The sequence below is a fragment of the Arenibacter troitsensis genome (genome assembly GCF_900177645.1).
Taxonomy (GTDB): Bacteria; Bacteroidota; Bacteroidia; order Flavobacteriales; family Flavobacteriaceae; genus Arenibacter; species Arenibacter troitsensis.
In genome coordinates, this window is sequence record NZ_FXAO01000005.1 from 456,540 (window position 1) to 478,519 (window position 21,980).

16 protein-coding genes and 2 tRNA genes are annotated in these 21,980 nt (G+C 39.5%); 6 read left to right on the top strand and 12 right to left on the bottom strand.

Translation table 11 applies throughout. The annotated features are described in order from the left end of the window. Positions 1-83 precede the first annotated feature (83 nt). Positions 84-569: a cytidine deaminase gene (gene cdd / locus B9Y87_RS13925; RefSeq protein WP_085499565.1), complete on the bottom strand. Its 486-nt coding sequence runs from the start codon at positions 567-569 to the stop codon at positions 84-86. Positions 570-658: 89 nt separating this feature from the next. After that, on the bottom strand, positions 659-1,804 hold the full coding sequence (gene porV, locus B9Y87_RS13930; RefSeq protein WP_085499566.1) for a type IX secretion system outer membrane channel protein PorV: 1,146 nt from the start codon (positions 1,802-1,804) through the stop codon (positions 659-661). Between the two features lie 425 nt (positions 1,805-2,229). On the opposite strand from porV, the gene gldJ reads away from it, so the two are divergent. Both gldJ and B9Y87_RS13940 read left to right on the top strand, forming a co-directional pair. Beyond that, complete coding sequence (gene gldJ / locus B9Y87_RS13935) at positions 2,230-3,894, top strand: gliding motility lipoprotein GldJ (RefSeq protein WP_085499567.1); 1,665 nt, start codon at positions 2,230-2,232, stop codon at positions 3,892-3,894. A gap of 59 nt (positions 3,895-3,953) precedes the next feature. Beyond that, positions 3,954-5,228 carry a UDP-N-acetylmuramoyl-tripeptide--D-alanyl-D-alanine ligase gene (locus B9Y87_RS13940; RefSeq protein WP_085499568.1) on the top strand — a complete coding sequence of 425 codons (1,275 nt, stop codon included), beginning with the start codon at positions 3,954-3,956 and terminating at the stop codon, positions 5,226-5,228. A gap of 21 nt (positions 5,229-5,249) precedes the next feature. Here the strand turns inward: B9Y87_RS13940 and B9Y87_RS13945 are convergent. The 3 genes from B9Y87_RS13945 to B9Y87_RS13955 form a co-directional block, all read right to left on the bottom strand. Next, positions 5,250-5,324: transfer RNA gene (locus B9Y87_RS13945), tRNA-Val, on the bottom strand. A gap of 222 nt (positions 5,325-5,546) precedes the next feature. Beyond that, the gene (locus B9Y87_RS13950; protein ID WP_085499569.1) at positions 5,547-7,016 is read right to left on the bottom strand and encodes an arylsulfatase; all 1,470 of its coding nucleotides are present in this window, start codon (positions 7,014-7,016) and stop codon (positions 5,547-5,549) included. Positions 7,017-7,111: 95 nt separating this feature from the next. After that, entirely contained in the window at positions 7,112-7,318 is a 207-nt protein-coding gene (locus B9Y87_RS13955; protein WP_085499570.1) for a hypothetical protein, read from the bottom strand. 380 nt (positions 7,319-7,698) lie between these two features. Here B9Y87_RS13955 and B9Y87_RS13960 point away from each other — a divergent pair, with 380 nt between their 5' ends. Next, the gene (locus B9Y87_RS13960; RefSeq protein WP_085499571.1) at positions 7,699-8,931 is read left to right on the top strand and encodes an alkaline phosphatase family protein; all 1,233 of its coding nucleotides are present in this window, start codon (positions 7,699-7,701) and stop codon (positions 8,929-8,931) included. A 333-nt stretch (positions 8,932-9,264) separates the two neighbouring features. After that, positions 9,265-9,438: a hypothetical protein gene (locus tag B9Y87_RS21955; RefSeq protein ID WP_176225632.1), complete on the top strand. Its 174-nt coding sequence runs from the start codon at positions 9,265-9,267 to the stop codon at positions 9,436-9,438. 164 nt (positions 9,439-9,602) lie between these two features. Here the strand turns inward: B9Y87_RS21955 and B9Y87_RS13965 are convergent. The 7 genes from B9Y87_RS13965 to B9Y87_RS13995 all read right to left on the bottom strand — a co-directional run bounded on the left by B9Y87_RS13965 (position 9,603) and on the right by B9Y87_RS13995 (position 15,771). Continuing rightward, a tRNA-Val gene (locus B9Y87_RS13965) sits at positions 9,603-9,677 on the bottom strand. A gap of 116 nt (positions 9,678-9,793) precedes the next feature. Continuing rightward, on the bottom strand, positions 9,794-11,005 hold the full coding sequence (locus tag B9Y87_RS13970) for a bifunctional folylpolyglutamate synthase/dihydrofolate synthase (protein ID WP_085499572.1): 1,212 nt from the start codon (positions 11,003-11,005) through the stop codon (positions 9,794-9,796). 124 nt (positions 11,006-11,129) lie between these two features. Further along, complete coding sequence (locus B9Y87_RS13975) at positions 11,130-12,029, bottom strand: energy transducer TonB (RefSeq protein ID WP_085499573.1); 900 nt, start codon at positions 12,027-12,029, stop codon at positions 11,130-11,132. After that, positions 12,029-12,415 (bottom strand): ExbD/TolR family protein, encoded by a 387-nt coding sequence (locus B9Y87_RS13980; protein WP_031445231.1) that lies wholly within the window; start codon positions 12,413-12,415, stop codon positions 12,029-12,031. Before B9Y87_RS13980 ends, B9Y87_RS13975 begins: the two co-directional genes overlap by 1 nt. A gap of 10 nt (positions 12,416-12,425) precedes the next feature. Beyond that, positions 12,426-13,118 carry a MotA/TolQ/ExbB proton channel family protein gene (locus B9Y87_RS13985; protein ID WP_072865676.1) on the bottom strand — a complete coding sequence of 231 codons (693 nt, stop codon included), beginning with the start codon at positions 13,116-13,118 and terminating at the stop codon, positions 12,426-12,428. 49 nt (positions 13,119-13,167) lie between these two features. After that, entirely contained in the window at positions 13,168-14,532 is a 1,365-nt protein-coding gene (gene nhaD / locus B9Y87_RS13990) for a sodium:proton antiporter NhaD (RefSeq protein WP_085499574.1), read from the bottom strand. Between the two features lie 12 nt (positions 14,533-14,544). Next, positions 14,545-15,771: a Glu/Leu/Phe/Val dehydrogenase dimerization domain-containing protein gene (locus B9Y87_RS13995; RefSeq protein WP_085499575.1), complete on the bottom strand. Its 1,227-nt coding sequence runs from the start codon at positions 15,769-15,771 to the stop codon at positions 14,545-14,547. Positions 15,772-16,008: 237 nt separating this feature from the next. Here B9Y87_RS13995 and B9Y87_RS14000 point away from each other — a divergent pair, with 237 nt between their 5' ends. Both B9Y87_RS14000 and gltB read left to right on the top strand, forming a co-directional pair. Beyond that, the gene (locus B9Y87_RS14000) at positions 16,009-17,151 is read left to right on the top strand and encodes an acyl-CoA dehydrogenase (protein ID WP_085499576.1); all 1,143 of its coding nucleotides are present in this window, start codon (positions 16,009-16,011) and stop codon (positions 17,149-17,151) included. 319 nt (positions 17,152-17,470) lie between these two features. After that, positions 17,471-21,979, top strand: a complete 4,509-nt coding sequence (gltB, locus tag B9Y87_RS14005) for a glutamate synthase large subunit (RefSeq protein WP_085499577.1) — start codon at positions 17,471-17,473, stop codon at positions 21,977-21,979. The last annotated feature ends 1 nt before the right edge of the window (position 21,980 follow it).

A 21,980-nucleotide genomic window follows, 5' to 3' on the forward strand; every position in this document is an offset into this window, starting at 1 on the left:
CAAAAGCTTCGTATAAAGCTATTATATAAAACAAAATAAGGAATAGTTGAGAAATACCTAAAATTAAGGGTCATACTTCCCTCCTATTCAAGAAATGTAGCGTTAAAAGCTAAAGGAAGTATATCGGCCACAGAATTACATTTTAAAATCTCCCCTGTTTCCCCAGACATCAGTATCGATATAGGCCTCATTTGTCTTATTTCGTATTCCGAAATGGACTGCCTACAATTACCACAAGGGGCGGCAGGTTTATTTACTACAAAATTCTTAGAAGTGGCGCTTATGGCAATGGCTTTGACACCTACACCAGGAAATTTTGCGGATGCGTAATAAATAGCCACTCTCTCCGCGCACAGACCAGAAGGATATGAGGCATTTTCCTGATTGTTGCCAATTACAATTTCATCATTATCCAACAATACCGCAGCTCCAACATTAAATTTTGAATAAGGGGAATAAGCATTCTGCCTAGCCTTTACCGCTTCACGCAATAAAACTTGGTCCTCCTGTTCCAGTTCATCCACGGATTCATAGACCATTAGATCAAATACCACCCTACGTAGTTTCATAACCAATTGATGTTAAACAAGTACCTAAAAATAAACAAAACCTGCTTGTTGGCAGGTTTTGTTATTATGCTATATATTTTTATGGAACATTAATCGTTAAAAAATTCTTCTCCCATATTGAATGTCAGGGAAAACCTAAGTGTATTCTCCAAAGGGTTTCTGACCTGGGAAGTGGAGAACAAATAAGACAGATCTACTTGAGCGGATTTAAACCTAAAACCTGCACCCAAAGTGAAAAATTTTCTAGAACCTTTCAAATCGCTCTCATTAAAATATCCAGTTCTTAACATAAATGCATTTTGGTAAGTATATTCAGCACCAAGTGCCCATGTAAATTCTTTCAACTCCTCGCTAAAGCCATCGGGTGCATCGCCAAATGATTTAAAAACGCCTTCAAAAAATGTAGTTTGTTGATATTCGTCATTATCCGTCCCGTCAATAACCCCGTCATCATTATAATCTTGAGGCGTTGGCACCATTAGTTTATTAAATTCAGTAGTAAGCCCAAGTACATTATCCTGATCCAAAATAAAATCAAAACCTAAACCCGCTTTCAAATTGGTAGGAAGAAAATTCTCTTGTCCCGCATCATCATACTTTATTTTACCTCCTAAATTTGAAATGTTGAAACCAGCCCTCCAGCGACCATCAAAACTATTGTATGCAATTTCCCTAGAGCGATAATAGCCCGCCACATCAACAGAAAAAGTACTAGCGGCCTTTGAATCCTCGCTGCCGTTATCAGGCAATTTTAGATTTGAACTAATAAATCTACCTCCAACGGCCATAGAAAAGGTTTCACTTAACTTTAAGGAATAGGAACCATCAAAAGCCAACTCGTTGGGTTTGGCCAATCTGGCCTGGTCCCCCGCGAATTGCCTGAGTTCAATTTCTCCCAAGGTAAAGTATCTGATACTTAAGGCAAAGGCACTTCGCTCATTAATTTTATTATGAAAGTTTGCACTCAACAAAGCTATGTCGGTAATTATACTTTCCAAATAAGGCGTATAACTTAACCCTATTCCCATTTTCCTTTCCGCAAATGCAAATTTTGCCGGATTCCACTGTTGCGAGAAAGCATCGGTAGATGTCGCCACCCCCATATCTCCCATTCCCGAAGCCCTGGCATCTGCTGCTATTGTCAAAAATGGAACTGCCGTTGTAATAACCCTGTCCTCTTGCGCTGAAACTTTACCCAAAATAACGAACAGGAATAATATTGAAATTTTTCTCATTTCTAATAGTCTATAAAATTTGGTCGTAAAACTCTTAAATTTAACTGAATTATAAAGACAATTATAGTTCATATACATTAATTAACGACCATTTTAAAAATATCTTATGTGAACGGTGCAATAAATAGGATAATTTACCATTAAAATATAAATATACGACTATCAATCTAATCTGGTTGCGCTCTACTGAGTTATTGTTTTTTATAAAAGAATTATTATTTATCCATACTATATTAAATTTTAAGTCGTTATTCATGTTAAGCGATGCTCTTTGCATGTTAAATAAATTATCATTTTTTTTCGTTTAACAAAATATTATGCCTTAATCATCGTTCTAAATGCCGAAAGCGACACAAAATATTAATAAAATATGAATCGCAAACTCCTTTAAATAGAAGTTTGTCCTTTGAACTCAAGTCCTAATTATGAAAAAACAATTCATCAAAGTTGTACTCTCTTGCGCTATTGTAGCGGGTGGTTTTTCAAGTTGTAAAAACTCATCATCCTCTAAAAACGTCTCAAGGGCTACGGGCTGGAATATTAACGCCAAGGAAGGTGGATTTCAGTACAATTCAGACTTTAAAGAGCAGGAAACTGCACCAGGTTTAGTGTTTGTAGAGGGAGGAACCTTTACAAAAGGTCAGGTTCAGGATGATGTGATGCACGAATGGAACAACACCCCTACCTCACAGCACGTGCAATCTTTCTATATGGATGAGACCGAAGTTACCAATGTTATGTATTTGGAATATTTGGATTACCTAAAAAGTGTATACCCTCCAGAAAATCCTAAATATGTACACATATACACTGGTGCATTACCAGATACCCTGGTATGGAGAAACAGGTTGGGATTCAACGAAACTATGACCAATAACTATCTACGCCACCCGGCTTATGCTGAATATCCCGTAGTTGGTGTAAACTGGATCCAAGCGACCCAATTTGCAGAATGGAGGACCGACCGTGTGAATGAAGTAATGCTGGAAAGAGAAGGCTATCTTTCAGAAGATGCCAAATACAAAGTAATTAATGGCGAGGCAGAAGGTGGCTTTAGCACGGAAGCCTATTTAAACAGACCGGAATCCGTATACAACGGACAGATAGACTCCTTACAAGGTAAAAAGAAAAGAGATTCAGTTTCCGTCTTTGCCAAAAGAAGCTCCGGGGTTATTTTACCGGAATATAGATTACCTACTGAGACGGAATGGGAATATGCAGCCCAGGCACAGATTGGAAGCAGGGAATACAACAACTACAGAGGTAGAAAAAAATATCCTTGGGAAGGAGATTATACCAGAAATGGACAAAGGGTTGGTAGAGGAGATCAATTGGCCAACTTTAAACAAGGAAAAGGAGATTACGGCGGAATTGCAGGATGGTCCGATGATGGCGCCGATATTACCGCAGAAGTTAAATCTTACAAGCCCAATGATTTTGGATTATATGACATGGCTGGAAACGTGGCCGAATGGGTTGCAGATGTCTACAGACCTATAGTGGACGATGAAGTAAGTGACTTCAACTATTTTCGAGGAAACGTTTATATGAAAACAGCCATTGGAAAAGATGGAAAAGTAAATGTAATTCGCGATTCCATTGTGTACGACACATTGCCAAACGGTAAAGTAGTGGCGGTAAATTTACCAGGTGAGATAAAAATGGTACCGGTAGATGAGGAAGAAACCTTCTTAAGGACCAACTTCTCGTCCAGTGACAACCGTGGATACAGGGACGGCGAACCAGGATCTACCAGATTTTATGACAGGTTTAGCGACGAGGACGAGGATGAAACAAATAAAAAGAAAATGTATGATTCACCTGTCAGCAAGGTACAGGTAGACTCTACCGGAAATATCATAAGAGCTTATGACAAATCCAATAACAGAACTTCCTTGATCAATGATGAGGTAAGAGTCTTCAAAGGAGGTTCATGGAGAGATAGGGCCTATTGGTTAGACCCTGCACAAAGAAGATATCTACCACAGTATATGTCAACAGATTACATTGGGTTTAGATGTGCCATGTCTAGAGTAGGTTCCAAGTCCAAAACAAAAAACAAGACCCCTAGAGGCAAGAAAGCCAAATAGGCATAATAAATATATGAAGAAGCCCTTTTTAAAAAGGGCTTTTTTTATATCTTAGTTTTATGACAATAGAACATTTGCACCATCTCTTTTTAGAGTTTCCCCTAGTTTGTACAGACACTAGAAAAATAAGTCCTAATTGCATTTTTTTTGCCTTAAAGGGAGATAATTTTAATGGCAACACCTATGCAGCACAAGCTCTTGAAAAGGGCGCATCATACGCCATAGTAGATGAAGAGGAATTTGCAGGCCACGACAAGGCCATATTGGTAAATAATGTACTGAATACACTCCAAGAACTTTCCCAATTTCACAGGAATTATTGCAAAGCAAAGGTAATTGGTCTTACTGGAAGTAATGGCAAAACCACTACAAAAGAACTTATTACCGCTGTTCTATCAAGAAAATACAAAACTATTGCTACAAAGGGCAATTTAAACAATCATATAGGTGTACCATTAACACTACTTTCCATTACCCCGGATACGGAAATGGCCATCGTTGAGATGGGCGCCAACCACCTTAAGGAAATAGAGTTCCTTTGTAAGTTGGCCATGCCCGATTTTGGATATATTACCAATTTTGGCAAAGCACATCTGGAGGGTTTTGGAAGTGAGGAAGGAGTAATAAAAGGCAAAAGCGAGCTTTACGACTATTTAACCAGCAACGATAAATCTATTTTTTTTAATGCCGACGACCCCATTCAAAAAGAAAAACTATCTAAGGTCATCAAGAAATTTGGGTATAGCCAAAACAAAAGTGAATTCTTTGGAATAAAGCTTATTGGCGCTGATCCATTTGTTAAAATTGCTGTAGATGATATCCAAATCACAACCCAACTGGTGGGCAGCTATAATTTTACCAATTGCTGTGCCGCAATATTAATTGGAAAATATTTTAATGTTGAGTTAGATGAAATAAAAAGAGGTATTGAAAATTACATTCCCCAAAACAATCGATCACAAATAATCAAAAAAAATGGCCACCATATAATTCTGGATGCCTATAATGCCAACCCAACGAGTATGAAGGCCGCCTTGGAAAACTTTCAGCAATTAAAGGCCGATAATAAGATTGCATTCTTGGGAGACATGTTCGAATTGGGAAAAACGGCGGAAAAAGAACATCAGGAAATATCCAATATAGCCACCAATATGAAATTTGACCAAGTGTTTTTAATTGGGGAAAACTTTTTCAAGACAAAAAGTGACCTAAGGAAATTCAAGTCATTTGACCATCTTAGGGAAACACTTAATAACAAAACCTTGAAAAACGCCACAATCTTGATAAAAGGATCCCGGGGCATGGCATTGGAAAGAATACTCGATTTAATATAACCTGTAAAAATTAGGTTTTTGTGGGACATACTGGATTCGAACCAGTGACCTCTGCCCTGTCAAGGCAGCGCTCTAAACCAACTGAGCTAATACCCCATTCCCTGTAACAACAGAAAAAATAGTTCGCCAAAATTACACCAATTTTAAGAGTTTAAAACAACCTTGGAAAGTTTTTTTCAATAATTTGATCCTTTGGAATTCAAAATCCCTTTCTCAACTATTGAAGCAAAGGCAATAGGCCTCCACTTCAGAACCATACCGCAACACCTTCTTAAAGAATAAATCAATACTCAATGAATTTGAATGGAATCCATTACTTTATTTCGATTTCCCAAATCTGAATACCTCAGAAGGCGTTCTAGCCCTTTCCAAAATACTTTCCATTTCAGAAACAACCTCTGGAAAATCGGCTGCCACATTATTGGCCTCTCCCGTGTCCTGGGACAAATCATATAGCTCTATCCTGGCATCCGGATTCTGTAGAACATTGTACTTCACCGCCTTCCAGTCCCCCATTCTAACCGCTTGCCTCCCCCCTTTTTCATGAAACTCCCAATACAAATACTCGTGTTCCTTTTGTTCCGTGGAATTACCTAGCAAGGTGGGCAATAGGGAAATCCCATCCAAACCTGGGGTTTCCTTTACCCCCGCAATTTCCGCCAAAGTGGGAAAGACATCCCAAAATGCCGAAACATGGTCCGTAACGGTTCCCGGTTTAATCTTATTGGGCCATTTAATCAACATAGGTACACGAATACCACCTTCGTACAAATCCCTTTTATATCCCTTTAACAAACCATTGCTATCAAAATAATCCGGATCTGCCCCGCCCTCTAAATGTGGACCATTATCCGATGTAAAAATTATGATGGTATTGTCCGCTATTCCCAAATCGCTTACCTTCTGAACAATTTCACCTACCTGTTCGTCCAAGATACTCACCATGGCCGCAAAGGCAGCATGGCTTTCTGTTTGGGAACCATACCCCCCTATTTTATACTTAGGGCCTTCATCTATTCCTTTATATACTTTTTCTGGCAAATACTTTCCTCTAAATCTGTTCAGCACCTCCTCTGGGGCCACCAACTCTGCATGTGGAATTATTGATGGTACATACGCAAAAAATGGTCTATCCTTATTCTCCTCTATAAACTGCAATGCCTTTTCATGAATAAGACTAGGAGCATAAATACCTTTTTTGGTACCGGAATTCTGCGGTAGCACTATAGAGTCTTGATTGGACCACAAATGAAGGGGATAATAATTATGCCCTATAGTTTGACAATTGTATCCATAAAAAGTATCAAATCCTTGGTTATTGGGATCACCTTCCGACCCTGGATAGCCCAACCCCCATTTTCCAAAAGCACCGGTGCTATAACCGGCTTTCTTTAACACTTCTGCAATGGTAAGGGTACTATCTGGAATAGGAAATTGACCTTCAGGCTTAATACCATAATTTCCTCTAACCACCGTATGCCCAGTATGCATACCCGTCATAAGCGCAGATCTGGACGGAGCACAAACAGTACTCCCGGAATAATGTTGGGTAAAAAGCATTCCCTGTGCAGCCAATTTATCAATATTTGGAGTTTGAAATTTTTTTTGACCATAAACACTAAGATCCCCATACCCCAAATCATCGGCAAGAATATAAATAATATTTGGCGGGACAATTGTTTTTGAAACTTGCGCAGAACCTCCAACAGAAGATTTCTTTTCCATTTTACATGAAGACAATCCCATTACAGCAATTATCATCAACCCATAAACAACTTTAAAGTCCATTACCTATTTATTTATGATAAACATACGGAGAATTATAATAAATCACGGGTAGAAATATTAAAAACCAATCGACACAATCCCCATTGACATCCTTTTTAGTTTGTAGGCGTTCGTTCAGGCTTAAAAGGAACGTTAAATTTAGGATCATGAAACCAATTTACCGAGGAAATCACCTCTATGACCATGGGTTTACCTCCTAACTGCTCCCCTTTATACTGCCATATTACATCCTTGGCATCCGGAAAATCCTGGCCTTCCAATTGTACCAAAAACAACCTATTCAATAAAGTGTTCTTGGGCATACCTGCTATTAAAAGTCTAATGATAGATGCTTAAAATCCGTTAAGGTGAATATACACCATTCCTTTCATCATGAAAACGCAATAGTGGCCGTATCCCCAAAAGCCATAATCTCCAACAGCTCCACATAATTGTCAATACGCCAGGAATTGAACAATTCACCAATGGTCTCCAATTTTTTAGTTCTATTTTATATTTTATAAATATGGATTTTATTGTTGCCGATACTACCCAAGTTACGATAATGAGGATTATGTCCTTACATTTAATCCTTCGAATATACCATCTTCAATATAATTTCAATTCAAATTAGAAATCAGTGAAATTTAAAGTAAATTTATCACTATCACATCTTAAGAAACATCAATAAATAGTTGTCCTTTTGAAATTTTATATCCTCATTTTAATCAGTCTTATCAATTACCACAACCTCTTTTCCCAGAAACAAAATATCAAAGTAGTGTTTGTTATTGTTGATGGCATCTCTGCCGACGTCTTGGAAAAATTGGAAACACCCCAGCTCGATGCCATAGCTATAAATGGTGGTTATACCCGCGCCTATGTTGGAGGTGAAAAAGATGGCTATTCAGAAACTCCTACCATTTCTGCAGTTGGATACAACAGTTTGTTAACCGGTACTTGGGCCAATAAACACAATGTGTGGGACAACAGTATCGAAGATCCCAATTACAACTATTGGACAGTTTTCAGATACGCCAAAGAAAATAGGCCGGAATTGAAAACAGCGGTTTTCTCGACTTGGCTGGACAATAGGACAAAATTAGTTGGGGAGGGTCTTCCCCAAACCAATTACTTAAAATTAAATTATCATTTTGACGGCCTTGAATTGGATACCATAAATTACCCACATGATGAAGACCGACTTTACATACATAAAATAGATGAATTGGTAGTAGAGGAAGCTTGCAAGTATATAAAGGATGAAAGTCCGGACCTTTCGTGGGTGTACCTTGAATATACCGATGATATGGGCCATAAATATGGCGATAGCCAGGAATTTCACAATGCCATTGCCATAATGGATAATCAAATTGGGCACATATATAAAGCCATGGAGTATAGAAGAAAGACACATGACGAAAATTGGCAGATATTTATCACTACAGATCATGGCAGGGATAGTGAAACTGGCAAAGGACATGGAGGACAATCAGACCGGGAACGCCTGACTTGGATCGTAACCGATGCCAATGATTTAAATGACTATTTTAAGATCGAAACCCCGGGCATAATCGATATCTTACCAACAATGCTTAGAAGTCTGGAAATTTCCCCAGAGCGTAATAGGAGGTTTGAAATTGACGGGGCTCCTATTACAGGGCCACTTTCAGTGAGCAGTTTAAAAGCAAAGATTCAAGGCAAAAATTTATATCTTAACTGGAAGACCTACAATCAGGACAAAAGGCTTAAAATTTACCTAAGTACGGAGAATGGTTTTAAAAATGGAATATACGACCACTATATATTGGTTAAAAAAGTGAAGGGAAACAGTCATAGTACCAAAATCGATGTAAGCAAATATCCTTCCGATTATTATAAAATTGTCATAGAAGGAAAGCACAATTCTTCCAATACTTGGTTGTTAAGCGAATAGATTCGTCCATTGTATATTATTAAATTGGACTACCACAGGACTGATGGTAAAACTTTGGAAAAGGCTATTTCCATAAAACCGATTGTGCAGAAAATCCTACCATTTATACATTTCCAGTTTCTACCAGAGTTTATACTCCCTATCTTTACTGAAAATTAAATTGATACAATAGTCAAAGCTTTATATTCATATAATTTTTGAACCAAACCGGATTACCGATTCAGAACTTAGACCAATTTTTTTTAGAATAATTATATAACCTATTGAAATAATTTTATAACATATTGCTTCCCCTATTTTCGACATTTGCATAACACCCAAAAAATCTATATCATGTCACAAATCATAAGCATTATACTCGTCTTAAACCTCTGTTTTGCAGGGGGCACCATTTTGGTAATCCTTCATGGAATGTATATTTCAAAAAAAACCCGCGCACTGGATATGGATTCCATTCACAATTTGGAAAAAAGAAATATTAGCGATGGCCCAAAAAGTCAATTTTAAATTTATGCAGCTAAAATGGCTAGGTCTTCATACCTAAGAAATACGTTGGGGGCACAAAAAAGATAATCCGAAGTTTATTCTTGATCCGTTATTTGGACGTAAAAATATCATTGAAAAAAAACAAAAAGGCCCCCAATTTCTTGGAAGCCTTGTTTTTGTTACTGTGGGCCCTACTGGGTTCGAACCAGTGACCCCCTGCTTGTAAGGCAGGTGCTCTGAACCAGCTGAGCTAAGAGCCCTAATTAATCAGTATGTAATTTGCTTCTCGATTTCTCCCGAAGCTAGCCCGCCTAACGGTAGGCGGGTGCAAATATAGAATAGTTTTTAATTTCCCCAAAGGAAAAAATAGAAAAATTTATACAATTTCCGCCACAACGAAAGTACTCCCTCCCACAAACACCAAATCAGATTTTTTTGCAACCCTTATTGCAGTTTTAAGCGCTTCATTTACAGATGGATAAGACTCCCCCTCCAAACCAAATTCCATTGCCCGAGTTTTAAGGACCACCTCATCCAAACCTCTCTGAATGTTAGGCCTACAAAAATAATAATGGGCGTTTTTTGGAAAAAGAGGTAAAATCTGTTCCAAATTCTTGTCTTTTACAAATCCAATGACCAAATGAAGAGTGGTGTACTCTTGTTGCTTTAATTGATTTAAAACAATGGATAATCCTTCAGTATTATGGGCCGTATCACAAACAACTGTCGGATTTTCTCCAATAGTTTGCCACCTACCCAGTAATCCCGTATTATCAGTAACATTCATTAAGCCATCCAAAATATGCTTCTCCCCTATGTTAAACCCCTTTAATTCCTTAATGGCAGCAACAACCCCCTTAACGTTTAAGGCCTGATAACTCCCTAACAAGGAGGTGCTATATATTCCAGGGATTACCTCCCCTGCAAAGATTATCTTAGAGCCTCTTTCCCTTGCTATATTGTTAAAAACCGTTGCGGTCTCTTCCTGAAGCTCACTTATGACTACTGGCACTCCCGGCTTAATGATACCTGCCTTCTCAAACGCTATTTTGGCAATGGTATCGCCTAACATCTCCACATGGTCATAGCCAATATTGGTGATCAATGACACCTCGGGGATAATTATATTGGTAGAATCCAATCGGCCTCCCAGTCCTACCTCCACAATGGCTATATCAATTTTTTCCTCTTCAAAGTACTGAAAGGCCATTCCCACTGTCATTTCGAAAAACGAAAGGTCGTGTGCCTCAAAAAATAATTTATTATTCTTTATAAAATCGACCACGAATTTTTTACCGACCGGTTTTCCATTTATCCTGATCCGCTCCCGAAAATCCTTTAAATGGGGTGAAGTGTACAAACCCACTTTATAACCGGCCTCTTGCAAAATAGAGGCCAACATATGACTACTGGACCCTTTTCCGTTGGTCCCCGCCACATGAATGCTTTTAAATTTACGTTCGGGATGGCCTAAATATGCCGAGAGTGCCAGTATATTATCCAATTTACCCTTAAAAGCAGAAACCCCCTTTTGCTGGTACATGGGAAGCTGTGCAAACATCCATTCCAAAGTTTCCGGATAGGTCATATATAATCGTCTATTGAAGTTAGAACATAATGCCTTGCCATTCCTTCAAATAATCTACTTAAAAAAGAAAATGAAAATGTAAAATTACTGCAGGGAAATTGCATTTGGGCAATGAAGGAAAACTTTACTCCCCCAATTTAAAATTCACCACCACAAAACCAACTTGTTGGCTAGGAGCATTGGAATCCAGGTTCCATTGATGCATGAAGGCTGTTTTTTTAGCAGGTTCCAGCAAGCAGGGATGGGTATTGGTAGTCCCTCTTACTCCGGGCGTGGCACTAATCACTTTGCCATTACGGTCTACGACAATTTTCACTACGACCCTTCCTTCTTCATTGCATTCCTGTTGTACCTTACCCTTGTTTACCAAAGACCTTCCATTGAGACCATAACCGCCAGTGCCACTGCCCGACCCTGGACTTCCGTAATAACTAGTTGCATACGGATCACCGTATGGCTGACCTTTATCGCCGGCCTTATTATCATCGCCTTCGCCCCCGGAAGCGGTTCCTTCAGACTTATTGATGCCTCCGATCAGCTCATCCAATTTATTCTTTTTGGCCTGTTGCTCCCTCCTAACCTTTTCTTCGGCCTCTTTCTTTTCCCGAGCAATACGCTCCGCCTCGGCCTGTGCCTTTTTGGCCGCTTCGTCTGCCTTGCGTTTGGCTTCTTGCTGTTGTTTTATTTTTATGGATTCTTCGCTTTCCTGGGTAAGTAATTTTTCTGCCGGTTTTTCCTTGGCCACCTTTTCCTCGGGAACCTGTTCCACCACTTCCTCTACCTTTTCCTCAACAACCTTGGGTTCTTTAATGGGAGTATTGAGCGGTTCGGATTTAATCTTTTCTTTTGGCTGTACCCTGCCGCTACCAAAATCGGTTGTTCCGAAGTTTACCGATATACCGTTTTCTATTGGAGGATCCATATAAGTGAGTCCAATATAAAAAAGCAATAACAATAGTACACTCAACAGAATTGTGGTAAGTGTAAATGATTTTTTCTCGTGTCTCGTGTTAAGTAATGACATTAATTTGGTCGCACTGCCAAAATAACCTTGTAATTATTTCTATTGGCAATATCCATTACGTTCACCGCCTCTTTGATGGCAACGCTCTCTTCTGCCCTAAGAATAATTGTAGGTTTCTCCTGCCCTTTTAGTGCCTTTTTTAATTCAATTTCTATATACTGTCCGTTAATCTTCTCGTTGTTTACAAAATATTCCAAATTCTTATTAATGCTTACCGATACATTTTGGGTATTTGTAGATTTCCCCTTTGCTTTGGGCAATAACAGATCCAATGCATTGGGTGAATTTGCAGTTAGCATAAAGAATATAAGCAATAGGAACACTATGTCCGTCATAGAGGACATGCTAAAATCTGGACTAACCTTATTTCTACCTTTTAGTTTCATTGGTTATGTTCTAAAGAGGTTCGTTCAATAAATCCAAAAATTCCACCGCATTGGCTTCCATTTTATGCACTACCTTATCGGTCCTGTTTACCAAATGGTTATATCCTATATATGCTATAATACCCACAATAAGTCCGGCCACAGTAGTGGTCATTGCCGTATAAATACCAGAGGCCAAGGACCCCATTTCTGCCTGTCCGCCACTGGTTGCCATTTGATGGAATGCCAAAATCATACCAATTACGGTTCCTAAAAACCCTATCATGGGTGCTGCCCCTGCAACGGTGGCCAATACACTTACATTTTTTTCCAATTTATACACCTCCAGGGTACCGGCATTTTCTATAGCCGTATTGATATCGTCCAATGGCTTTCCAATTCTGGATATTCCCTTTTCAGTTAACCTAGCTACAGGCGAATCTGTCTGTGCACACAATATTTTGGCCGCATCCAATTTGCCATTGGTAACATGGTCCCGTATCTGGTTCATAAAATTGCTGTCTATTTTTGAAGCAGCCTTTATTGCAAAAATCCGTTCAAAATAAATATACAATGCCACAAAGAGCATTACAAACAAAACACTTATGATCAAGATACTTCCCGTTCCTCCATTTACTATTAAATCTATAACAGAAAGTGTCTTTTCCTCGGACACAACTCCCTCTAATCCCGCCTCTTGAGCCAGGTCTTGTATCAATAACATATATTTTCTTTATTTAAGTTGCCTTAATAACGGTCTTTTATCGATTAAATTATCCGTTCAACACTAAATTTCTAATTAAAATAAATCCTATGGCACCGGCAGCAAAACCCAAGAATGCCAACCATGCTATTTTCTTCAAATACCAGAAGAAGTCTATTTTTTCCATTCCCATGGCCACAACACCTGCTGCAGAACCAATAATCAACATACTACCACCTGTTCCCGCAGAGTATGCAATAAAATGCCAAACGGGATCATCCATTCCTACGGAGAACATTCCAATACTGGCTGCCACAAGCGGCACATTATCAATGACCGCCGACCCAATACCTAGGAAAAGCACCACCAAATCCGACACCAATTCACCACTAGATTCTGTTCCCAACATCGGCATCACCTCATCCAGAGTCCCAGCAAAATGAAACAACATCCCTAAAGATTCCAAAGCTGCCACAGCCATTAAAATACCCAAAAAGAAAAGGATACTTGGCAATTCAATTTTGGAAAGCGATTTATGTACAGGGCTATGATGCGATTCCGCTTCACTCTCGCCATCTATGTTGGAAATACTAAATTTGGAACTACTATATACTTCTGCAAATGTAGCTACCAAAGCCAACGAAAGCATCATACCCACATAAGGTGGCAAATGGGTTATGGTTTTGAAAAAAGGAACAAATATAATAGCCCCTAATCCTAAATAAAGCATGGTTGCCCCGTATTTGGACTTCGTTGGCTCCCCATCATCCATATCAGTATCAATATTCCCAGAGAACGCCTTGTATCTACTAGCAATAAAAGTTGGAACTACCATACAAATTATAGAAGGCAAAAGAACGTGTTCTATCAATTGGGCCGCGGATACCTTATTGGCAATCCATAACATGGTAGTAGTAACATCCCCAATTGGAGACCAGGCACCACCAGCATTGGCCGCAATAATTATCATACCGGCAAACCACAGCCTTGTTTCCCTATCATTGATCACCTTCTGTAGAATGGTAATCAAAACAATGGTAGCGGTTAGGTTGTCAATAATGGCCGAAAGTATAAAGGCCAAAATGGAAAACAACCATAATAATTTCCTTTTACTCCTGGTTTTAATAAAACCTTTTATAGTTGCAAAGCCATCGAAATAATCTATTATTTCCACAATGGTCATTGCACCCAAGAGGAAGACCAATATTTCTGCCGTTTTTCCTAGATGGTGTAGCAAAATCTCATCTATATGGGTTGCCTCCAACTCCCGGAGCTCGGCATTCACCTCAAAAACCGGCATATGCGCCAAAGCAATAACCGCCCACAACAGCGCCATCATAGCCAAAGCGGGGATTAATTTGTCTATTTTTAGGTTATGCTCCAATGTTATTGCCAAGTAACCGGCAACGAATAAAATAATAATAATGGTCTCCATGCTATTATTGGTTTAGATTAATTGTTTTAACGCAATCTCAAATCCGGTTTTACTGAGATTGACTTTCGATTTATTTTGGTCAAATATATTTAAAATTGCGTTTCTAATGGTATTAGATGTGTCATTAAAAATAAGTTCGTCATCCATTGCCACCCTGCCCTCCATAAAATAGGCAAAGACCCGCGCCATTCCACAATTGGATATAAAATCGGGAATTAGACTTATACGTTCGTCCGTATATTCCATTATTGGGCCAAAAAATATTTCCTTATCGGCAAAAGGCACATTGGCTCCACAGCTAATCACTTGCAACCCGGCATGGATCATTTTGGATATCTGCTCCTTGGTCACCAATCTGGATGCCGCACAGGGAACAAAAATTTCGGCGGACAGGTTCCATATTCTATCGTTCATTTCAGCAAATGGAATAATATTATCCGCAAAAAGCTCATTTCCCTTTTTATTCAGAAAGAATGTTCTAATCTCTTCCAAAGAATAGCCGTCCTCATTAATTACCCCTCCGGCCCTATCTATTATCCCCACCACTTTAGCGCCCATTTTGGCCAAATAAAAGGCAGCTGCCGAACCTACATTTCCAAAACCCTGCACAATGGCCCTTTTGTCCTTAACCGAACCACCGTGTATATCATAATAATGCTTAACCGCTTCCGCTACTCCAAAACCGGTTATCATATCCGCAACCGTAAATTTTCGGGCCACCGACGGCGAGTAGTCTTCCCCTTCCAAAACCTTAACAACTCCCAATCTTAATTGACCAATCCTATTAATTTTGTCCGCTTCGGTTGGCTTAAAATGACCATTAAATACACCCTCTTGCGGGTGCCAAACCCCAGCGTCTTCCGTAATAGGGATAACCTCATGAATCTCATCAACATTTAAATCCCCTCCCGTACCATAATAACTTTTCAACAATGGCGCAACGGCATGGTACCACCTTTTAAGTACCCCGGATTTTCTAGGATCGTTTGGATCAAAATTAATTCCGGATTTTGCTCCTCCAATCGGAGGCCCTGAAACCGTAAATTTCACCTCCATCGTTTTAGCCAAGGACAATACCTCGTTCATATCCAATCCGTCCCTCATTCTGGTACCGCCACCAGCGGCCCCTCCACGAAGGGAATTTATCACCGTCCACCCTTCTGCTTCCGTTTCCGGATCTTTCCAGTTAAAAACAATTTCAGGCGACTTATTTTCGTATATTTTTAATAACTCTTTCATTGCACTTTACAATTAATTCATTGATTTCATTCGCTAACAAGGGAACATTTCCCATGCTTTGGTTTAATTTCCCAGACTAGCTAATGTTGTCTCATAATTGTTAAGTTCTTTTTCAGCAAAAAGTATACAACCGAACAAATATAAAAATATAGATTAGGTTTTAATGTTTTTAATCCCCATTATTATTCCATTCTATACTCGTATATTTGTATCATTCTCATATTTTTTTCTACACAAATGGATTTTACACTTTCGGAAGAACAGTTGATGATACAGAAGGCAGCAAGGGATTTTGCCCAGAACGAATTGCTACCCGGAGTCATAGAAAGGGATGACGCCCAGAAATTCCCTGCAGAGCAGGTAAAGAAAATGAGTGAACTGGGCTTTATGGGAATGATGGTAGACCCCAAGTACGGAGGAAGTGGCCTGGATACCATATCTTACGCCTTGGTCATGGAAGAACTTTCCAAGGTTGACGCCTCGGCTTCGGTAATTGTATCGGTCAACAATTCTTTGGTTTGCTGGGGACTGGAAACTTTTGGAAGTGAAGCACAGAAAGAAAAATATTTAACCCGCTTGTCCACAGGACAATGTATTGGGGCATTCTGCCTTTCAGAACCTGAAGCTGGCAGTGACGCCACATCCCAAAAAACCACTGCTGTTGACCATGGTGACCACTATATATTAAATGGTACCAAAAACTGGATCACCAACGGAAATTCAGCTGAAATATATTTGGTAATTGCCCAGACCGATATTGAAAAAGGACATAAAGGAATAAATGCCCTAATTGTAGAAAAAGGCATGCCAGGTTTCGAAATAGGCCCCAAGGAAAATAAATTGGGCATAAGGGGAAGTGATACACATTCACTAATCTTTAATGATGTAAAAGTTCCCAAGGAAAACAGAATTGGCGAAGATGGATTTGGTTTTAAATTTGCCATGAAGACACTAGCCGGAGGACGAATAGGAATAGCGGCTCAGGCATTGGGAATTGCTGCCGGGGCTTACGAACTGGCCAAAAAATATTCTAAGGAAAGAAAGGCCTTTGGCACGGAAATCAGCAACCATCAGGCCATAGCCTTTAAACTTGCAGATATGCACACCCAGATTGAAGCAGCAAGACATTTGGTCTATAAAGCAGCATGGGACAAGGACCAAGGAAACAGCTATGACCTTTCAAGTGCCATGGCAAAACTTTACGCTTCCCAAGTAGCCATGGACACTACTATTGAAGCAGTGCAAATTCATGGCGGTAATGGTTTTGTAAAGGACTATCATGTGGAAAGAATGATGCGGGACGCCAAGATAACCCAGATCTATGAAGGCACTTCCGAAATTCAGAAAATTGTAATTTCACGAAGTATTTTAAGAGAATAGTACTGATTACACCAAATTACCCCTTATTTTTATAGGGTAGATACCAAATAAACTTAAAATATAAATAACAACCCCCCAATCTCGATGGGGGCAATTAACCAAAAACAACCAATTACACATTATTAACCCCCTATAATTAGGAAAACAATCAATATATAAACCTTAATATTGAGGATATCCCAATTTAATGGGCTCAAATATCATAATATGCATTTTTTTTAACGTTGAATTATAAACGTTGAATTTCTTTCGCACTATTTAATATTGCACTGCATTAAATGTAAATATTTTGATATTTTTGAATAAATATGATAATTTTATGAAGCTGAGAAAACAAGGATTGTACCTACCGGAATTTGAACATGATAACTGTGGCGCAGGATTTATTTGTAGTCTAAAAGGAAAAAAGTCGAATGATATTATTCATAAGGCTTTGGAAATATTGGAGAGGCTGGAGCACAGGGGAGCTGTAAGTTCGGATGGAAAAACTGGAGATGGCGCAGGAATCCTAATAGATATTCCACATGATTTTTTTCAGGACGTCTGCAGCTTTGAGCTTCCTGAGCCAGGTAGTTATGCTGTGGGCAATGTCTTTTTACCCCAAAAAGAAAACCAACGCGACTACTGTATCAAGGTTTTTGAGAACAACATCAAAAAACAAGGATTAAAATTATTGGGATGGAGAGAAGTTCCTGTAAACAAATCCATACCAGGAAGAATCGCTGCAGAAACGGAGCCTTTCGTAAAGCAAGTATTTGTTGCCCGAGAGAATGATGAACAAGATTTCTTCCATTTTAACTTAAAGTTATTTATAGCCAGAAAGGTTACCGAACATACCGTCAACGCTTCCAAATTGTCTGAAAGCAAGTTTTTCTATGTACCAAGTCTTTCTACCAAAATTATCATCTTCAAAGGGCTTTTGATGCCAGAAGATATTAGCTTATATTATAAGGACCTTATGGACCCAAGAGTGGTTACCCGATTGGCCCTTGTTCATCAACGTTTTTCCACCAACACCTTCCCAACTTGGGATTTGGCCCAGCCTTTCCGCTATATGTGTCATAATGGGGAAATAAACACCCTTCGAGGCAATGTTACTAGAATGCGCTCCAGGGAAGAATTAATGAAAAGTGATTGGTTCGGGGACGAAATAAAAAACATCATCCCTATAATACTCCCAGGAAAGTCGGACTCCGCCACCATGGACATGGTTGTTGAACTATTGTTAATGACAGGAAGATCGCTCCCTGAAGTTATGATGATCTTGGTACCTGAAGCCTGGGAAAAGAACAATGAAATGTCCGAAGCAAAAAAGGCATTTTATGAGTACCATTCCTGTTTAATGGAACCTTGGGACGGACCTGCATCCATTCCTTTTACAGACGGAAACTATATTGGGGCCGTATTGGACAGAAATGGATTGCGTCCATCGCGATATTCAGTGACCAAGGATGGCTATGTTATTATGTCGTCTGAGGTTGGTGTCGTAGAAATTGAGCCCGAAAACATTGAACTGCACGGAAGACTGGAGCCAGGTAAAATGTTCTTGGTAAACATGGAAGAAGGGCGCATTGTCAATGACGAAGAAATTAAGGAAGAAATTGCATTAAGGTATCCTTACAAGGAATGGCTGAACAAGAATTTAGTTCACCTTAAAGATATTCCGTACAACGACTGTCCACTTTTCCTAAACGAGGCATCCGTGCAAAAGAGAAAAGCGGTATTTGGATATACCTTGGAAGATATAAATACCATTATACTTCCCATGGGAAAAACGGCCAAAGAGCCTTTGGGATCCATGGGGTCGGACACCCCAATCGCTATTTTATCCGATCGTCCACAATTAATTTACAATTACTTTAAGCAATTGTTCGCCCAGGTTACCAACCCACCCTTGGACGGTATTCGCGAGGAACTAATTACAGATATTAGTCTAACCCTGGGAAGTGATCATAATATTTTTGAATTTTCGGAGCTTCATTGCCGAAAATTAAAAATTAAAAATCCGGTCATTTCCAAGGAAGATCTGGATAAAATTAAGAATTATGACGCAAGTCCGGATTACAAGGTGGTTTCCATTGCGATGCTTTATGATATTGAAAAGGGGCACAATGGACTTGAAGATGCTTTGGAGTCGCTTTTATTTCAGGCAGAACAGGCTATTGATGAAGGTGCCAATATCATTATTTTATCGGACAGAAACGTTAGTAAGGAAAAAGCTCCCATTCCGGCCCTGTTGGCATGTTCATATGTAAACAGCGGACTTCAAAGATTGGGAAAACGTTCCAAATTAAGTGTAATTATCGAATCTGCCGAACCTAGGGAAGTACATCATTTTGCCTTATTATTTGGATTTGGGGCAAGTGCCATCAACCCTTATCTGGTAAACGAAATTATTGCGGAACAAATTGAAGAGCACGATATCACGGAATATACTTTTGAAGAAGCCATTAACAACTACAACAAAGCTGTTGGCAAGGGTATTCTTAAGGTGATGAACAAAATTGGAATCTCCACTCTAAATTCATATCGTGGGTCCCAATTGTTCGAATGTATTGGAATAAACACCTCCACCGTAGATAAATACTTCCCTAATACCCCAACTAGAATACAGGGTATTGGACTATATGAGATAGAGAAGGAAATTGCCAAGCGTCATCACAGAGCTTACCTTGATAAGGAAATAGCAGCAAATTTAGACTTGGAAATCGGCGGACAATATCGCTGGAGAAGGGATGGTGAAAAACACCTTTTCAATCCTTTAAGTATTGCCATGCTACAAAAATCGGTTAGAAATAACGAACCGGAATCCTATAAGGAATTTGCCCAAATGGTGAACGAGCAATCCAAAGACTTGATGACCATACGGGGTCTTTTTGAATTCTCCAATTACGACCCTATTCCTTTGGATGAAGTGGAACCATGGACAGAAATAGTAAAACGCTTTAAAACAGGCGCCATGTCTTATGGATCCATCAGCAAGGAAGCCCATGAAAATTTGGCTATCGCCATGAACAGGATCGGTGGAAAGAGTAATTCTGGAGAAGGCGGGGAAGATGCAGAGCGTTTTTACAAGAACCAAACTGGGGATTGGAAAAACAGTGCCATCAAACAAGTTGCTTCCGGTAGATTTGGGGTTACCTCCAATTATTTGACCAACGCTCAAGAAATACAGATTAAAATGGCTCAAGGGGCCAAACCAGGTGAAGGTGGACAATTGCCGGGACCAAAAGTAAATCCGTCCATTGCCAAAACCAGAAATTCCACCCCATATGTGGGATTGATTTCTCCACCCCCACATCATGATATATATTCAATAGAGGATTTATCCCAATTGATTTTCGATTTAAAGTCCGCAAATCGCGAGGCAAGGATCAACGTTAAATTAGTTTCCGAAGTAGGAGTGGGTACAGTAGCAGCAGGTGTTTCCAAGGCAAAGGCTGACGTTGTCCTTATCTCTGGCCATGATGGTGGTACCGGGGCTTCCCCACTAACTTCCTTAAAACATGCGGGACTTCCATGGGAACTGGGAATTGCAGAGGCACAACAAACCTTGGTACTTAACGACCTAAGGAACAGGATAGTCCTGGAATGTGACGGCCAGTTAAAAACAGGAAGGGATGTAGCAATAGCGTGTTTGTTGGGAGCAGAGGAGTTTGGATTTGCCACAGCACCATTGGTAGCCTCAGGCTGTATCATGATGCGGGTATGTCATTTAAACACTTGCCCAGTAGGTATTGCGACACAAAATCCTGAACTGCGCAAGAAATTTGAAGGCAAGCCGGAGCACGTTGTAAACTATATGTACTTTGTAGCCCAAGAACTTAGAGAAATAATGGCCCAATTAGGGTTTAGGACCATTAATGAAATGGTTGGACAAGTACAAAAACTGGATCGTAAAAAAGCTTTGGAACATTACAAGGCGGCAGGTATAGATCTTACGCCAATCTTATATCAGGTTGATGTGCCAAAGGGAACCAAATTCTATAATACCCAAAAGCAGCAACACGATATTGACAAGTCTATTGAGTTTGAAATTTTGGAAAAAGCGCATCCTGCATTGTTCAGAAAAGAAAAAATCTCTTTGGATTTCCCTATCCACAATACCGATAGGGCCGTTGGAGCGATTACCAGTAATGAAATTTCAAAGATCTATGGTGTAGATGGTTTACCGGAAAATACCTTGAAACTTAATTTTACCGGTTCGGCAGGACAAAGTTTTGGTGCATTTGCAACCAAAGGCCTCACCATGATCGTTAATGGAAACACCAACGATTATTTAGGAAAAGGGCTTTCTGGAGCCAAGTTAATCATAAAAGTACCTTATAAGTCCACTTTAAAACCAGAGGAAAACGTAATTACCGGAAACGTTACACTTTATGGTGCAACCTCGGGTGAAGCCTATATAAACGGTAAAGCGGGCGAACGATTCTGCGTTAGAAATTCGGGAGCACAGGCTGTAGTAGAAGGTATTGGAGACCACGGTTGTGAGTATATGACCGGTGGCACGGCGGTTATCCTTGGCGAGGTAGGAAGAAATTTTGGTGCTGGAATGAGTGGAGGTATTGCCTACATCTTTGATGAGAAAAATACCTTTAGAAAAAATTGCAATACCGAGTCTTTAAACCTTTTAAAAGTAGAGGACGATAATGATATTGCTGAATTGAAAGGTCTTATAGAAAATCACTATAATGCTACACTTAGCCCAATAGCCCAAAGAATCCTGGAAAATTGGGAAGAATGCCTTCCAAAATTTGTTAGGGTTTTCCCCGAAGAATACAAACAGGCATTGATACGATTAGAAAAAGAAAAATTAGAAACGATATAAT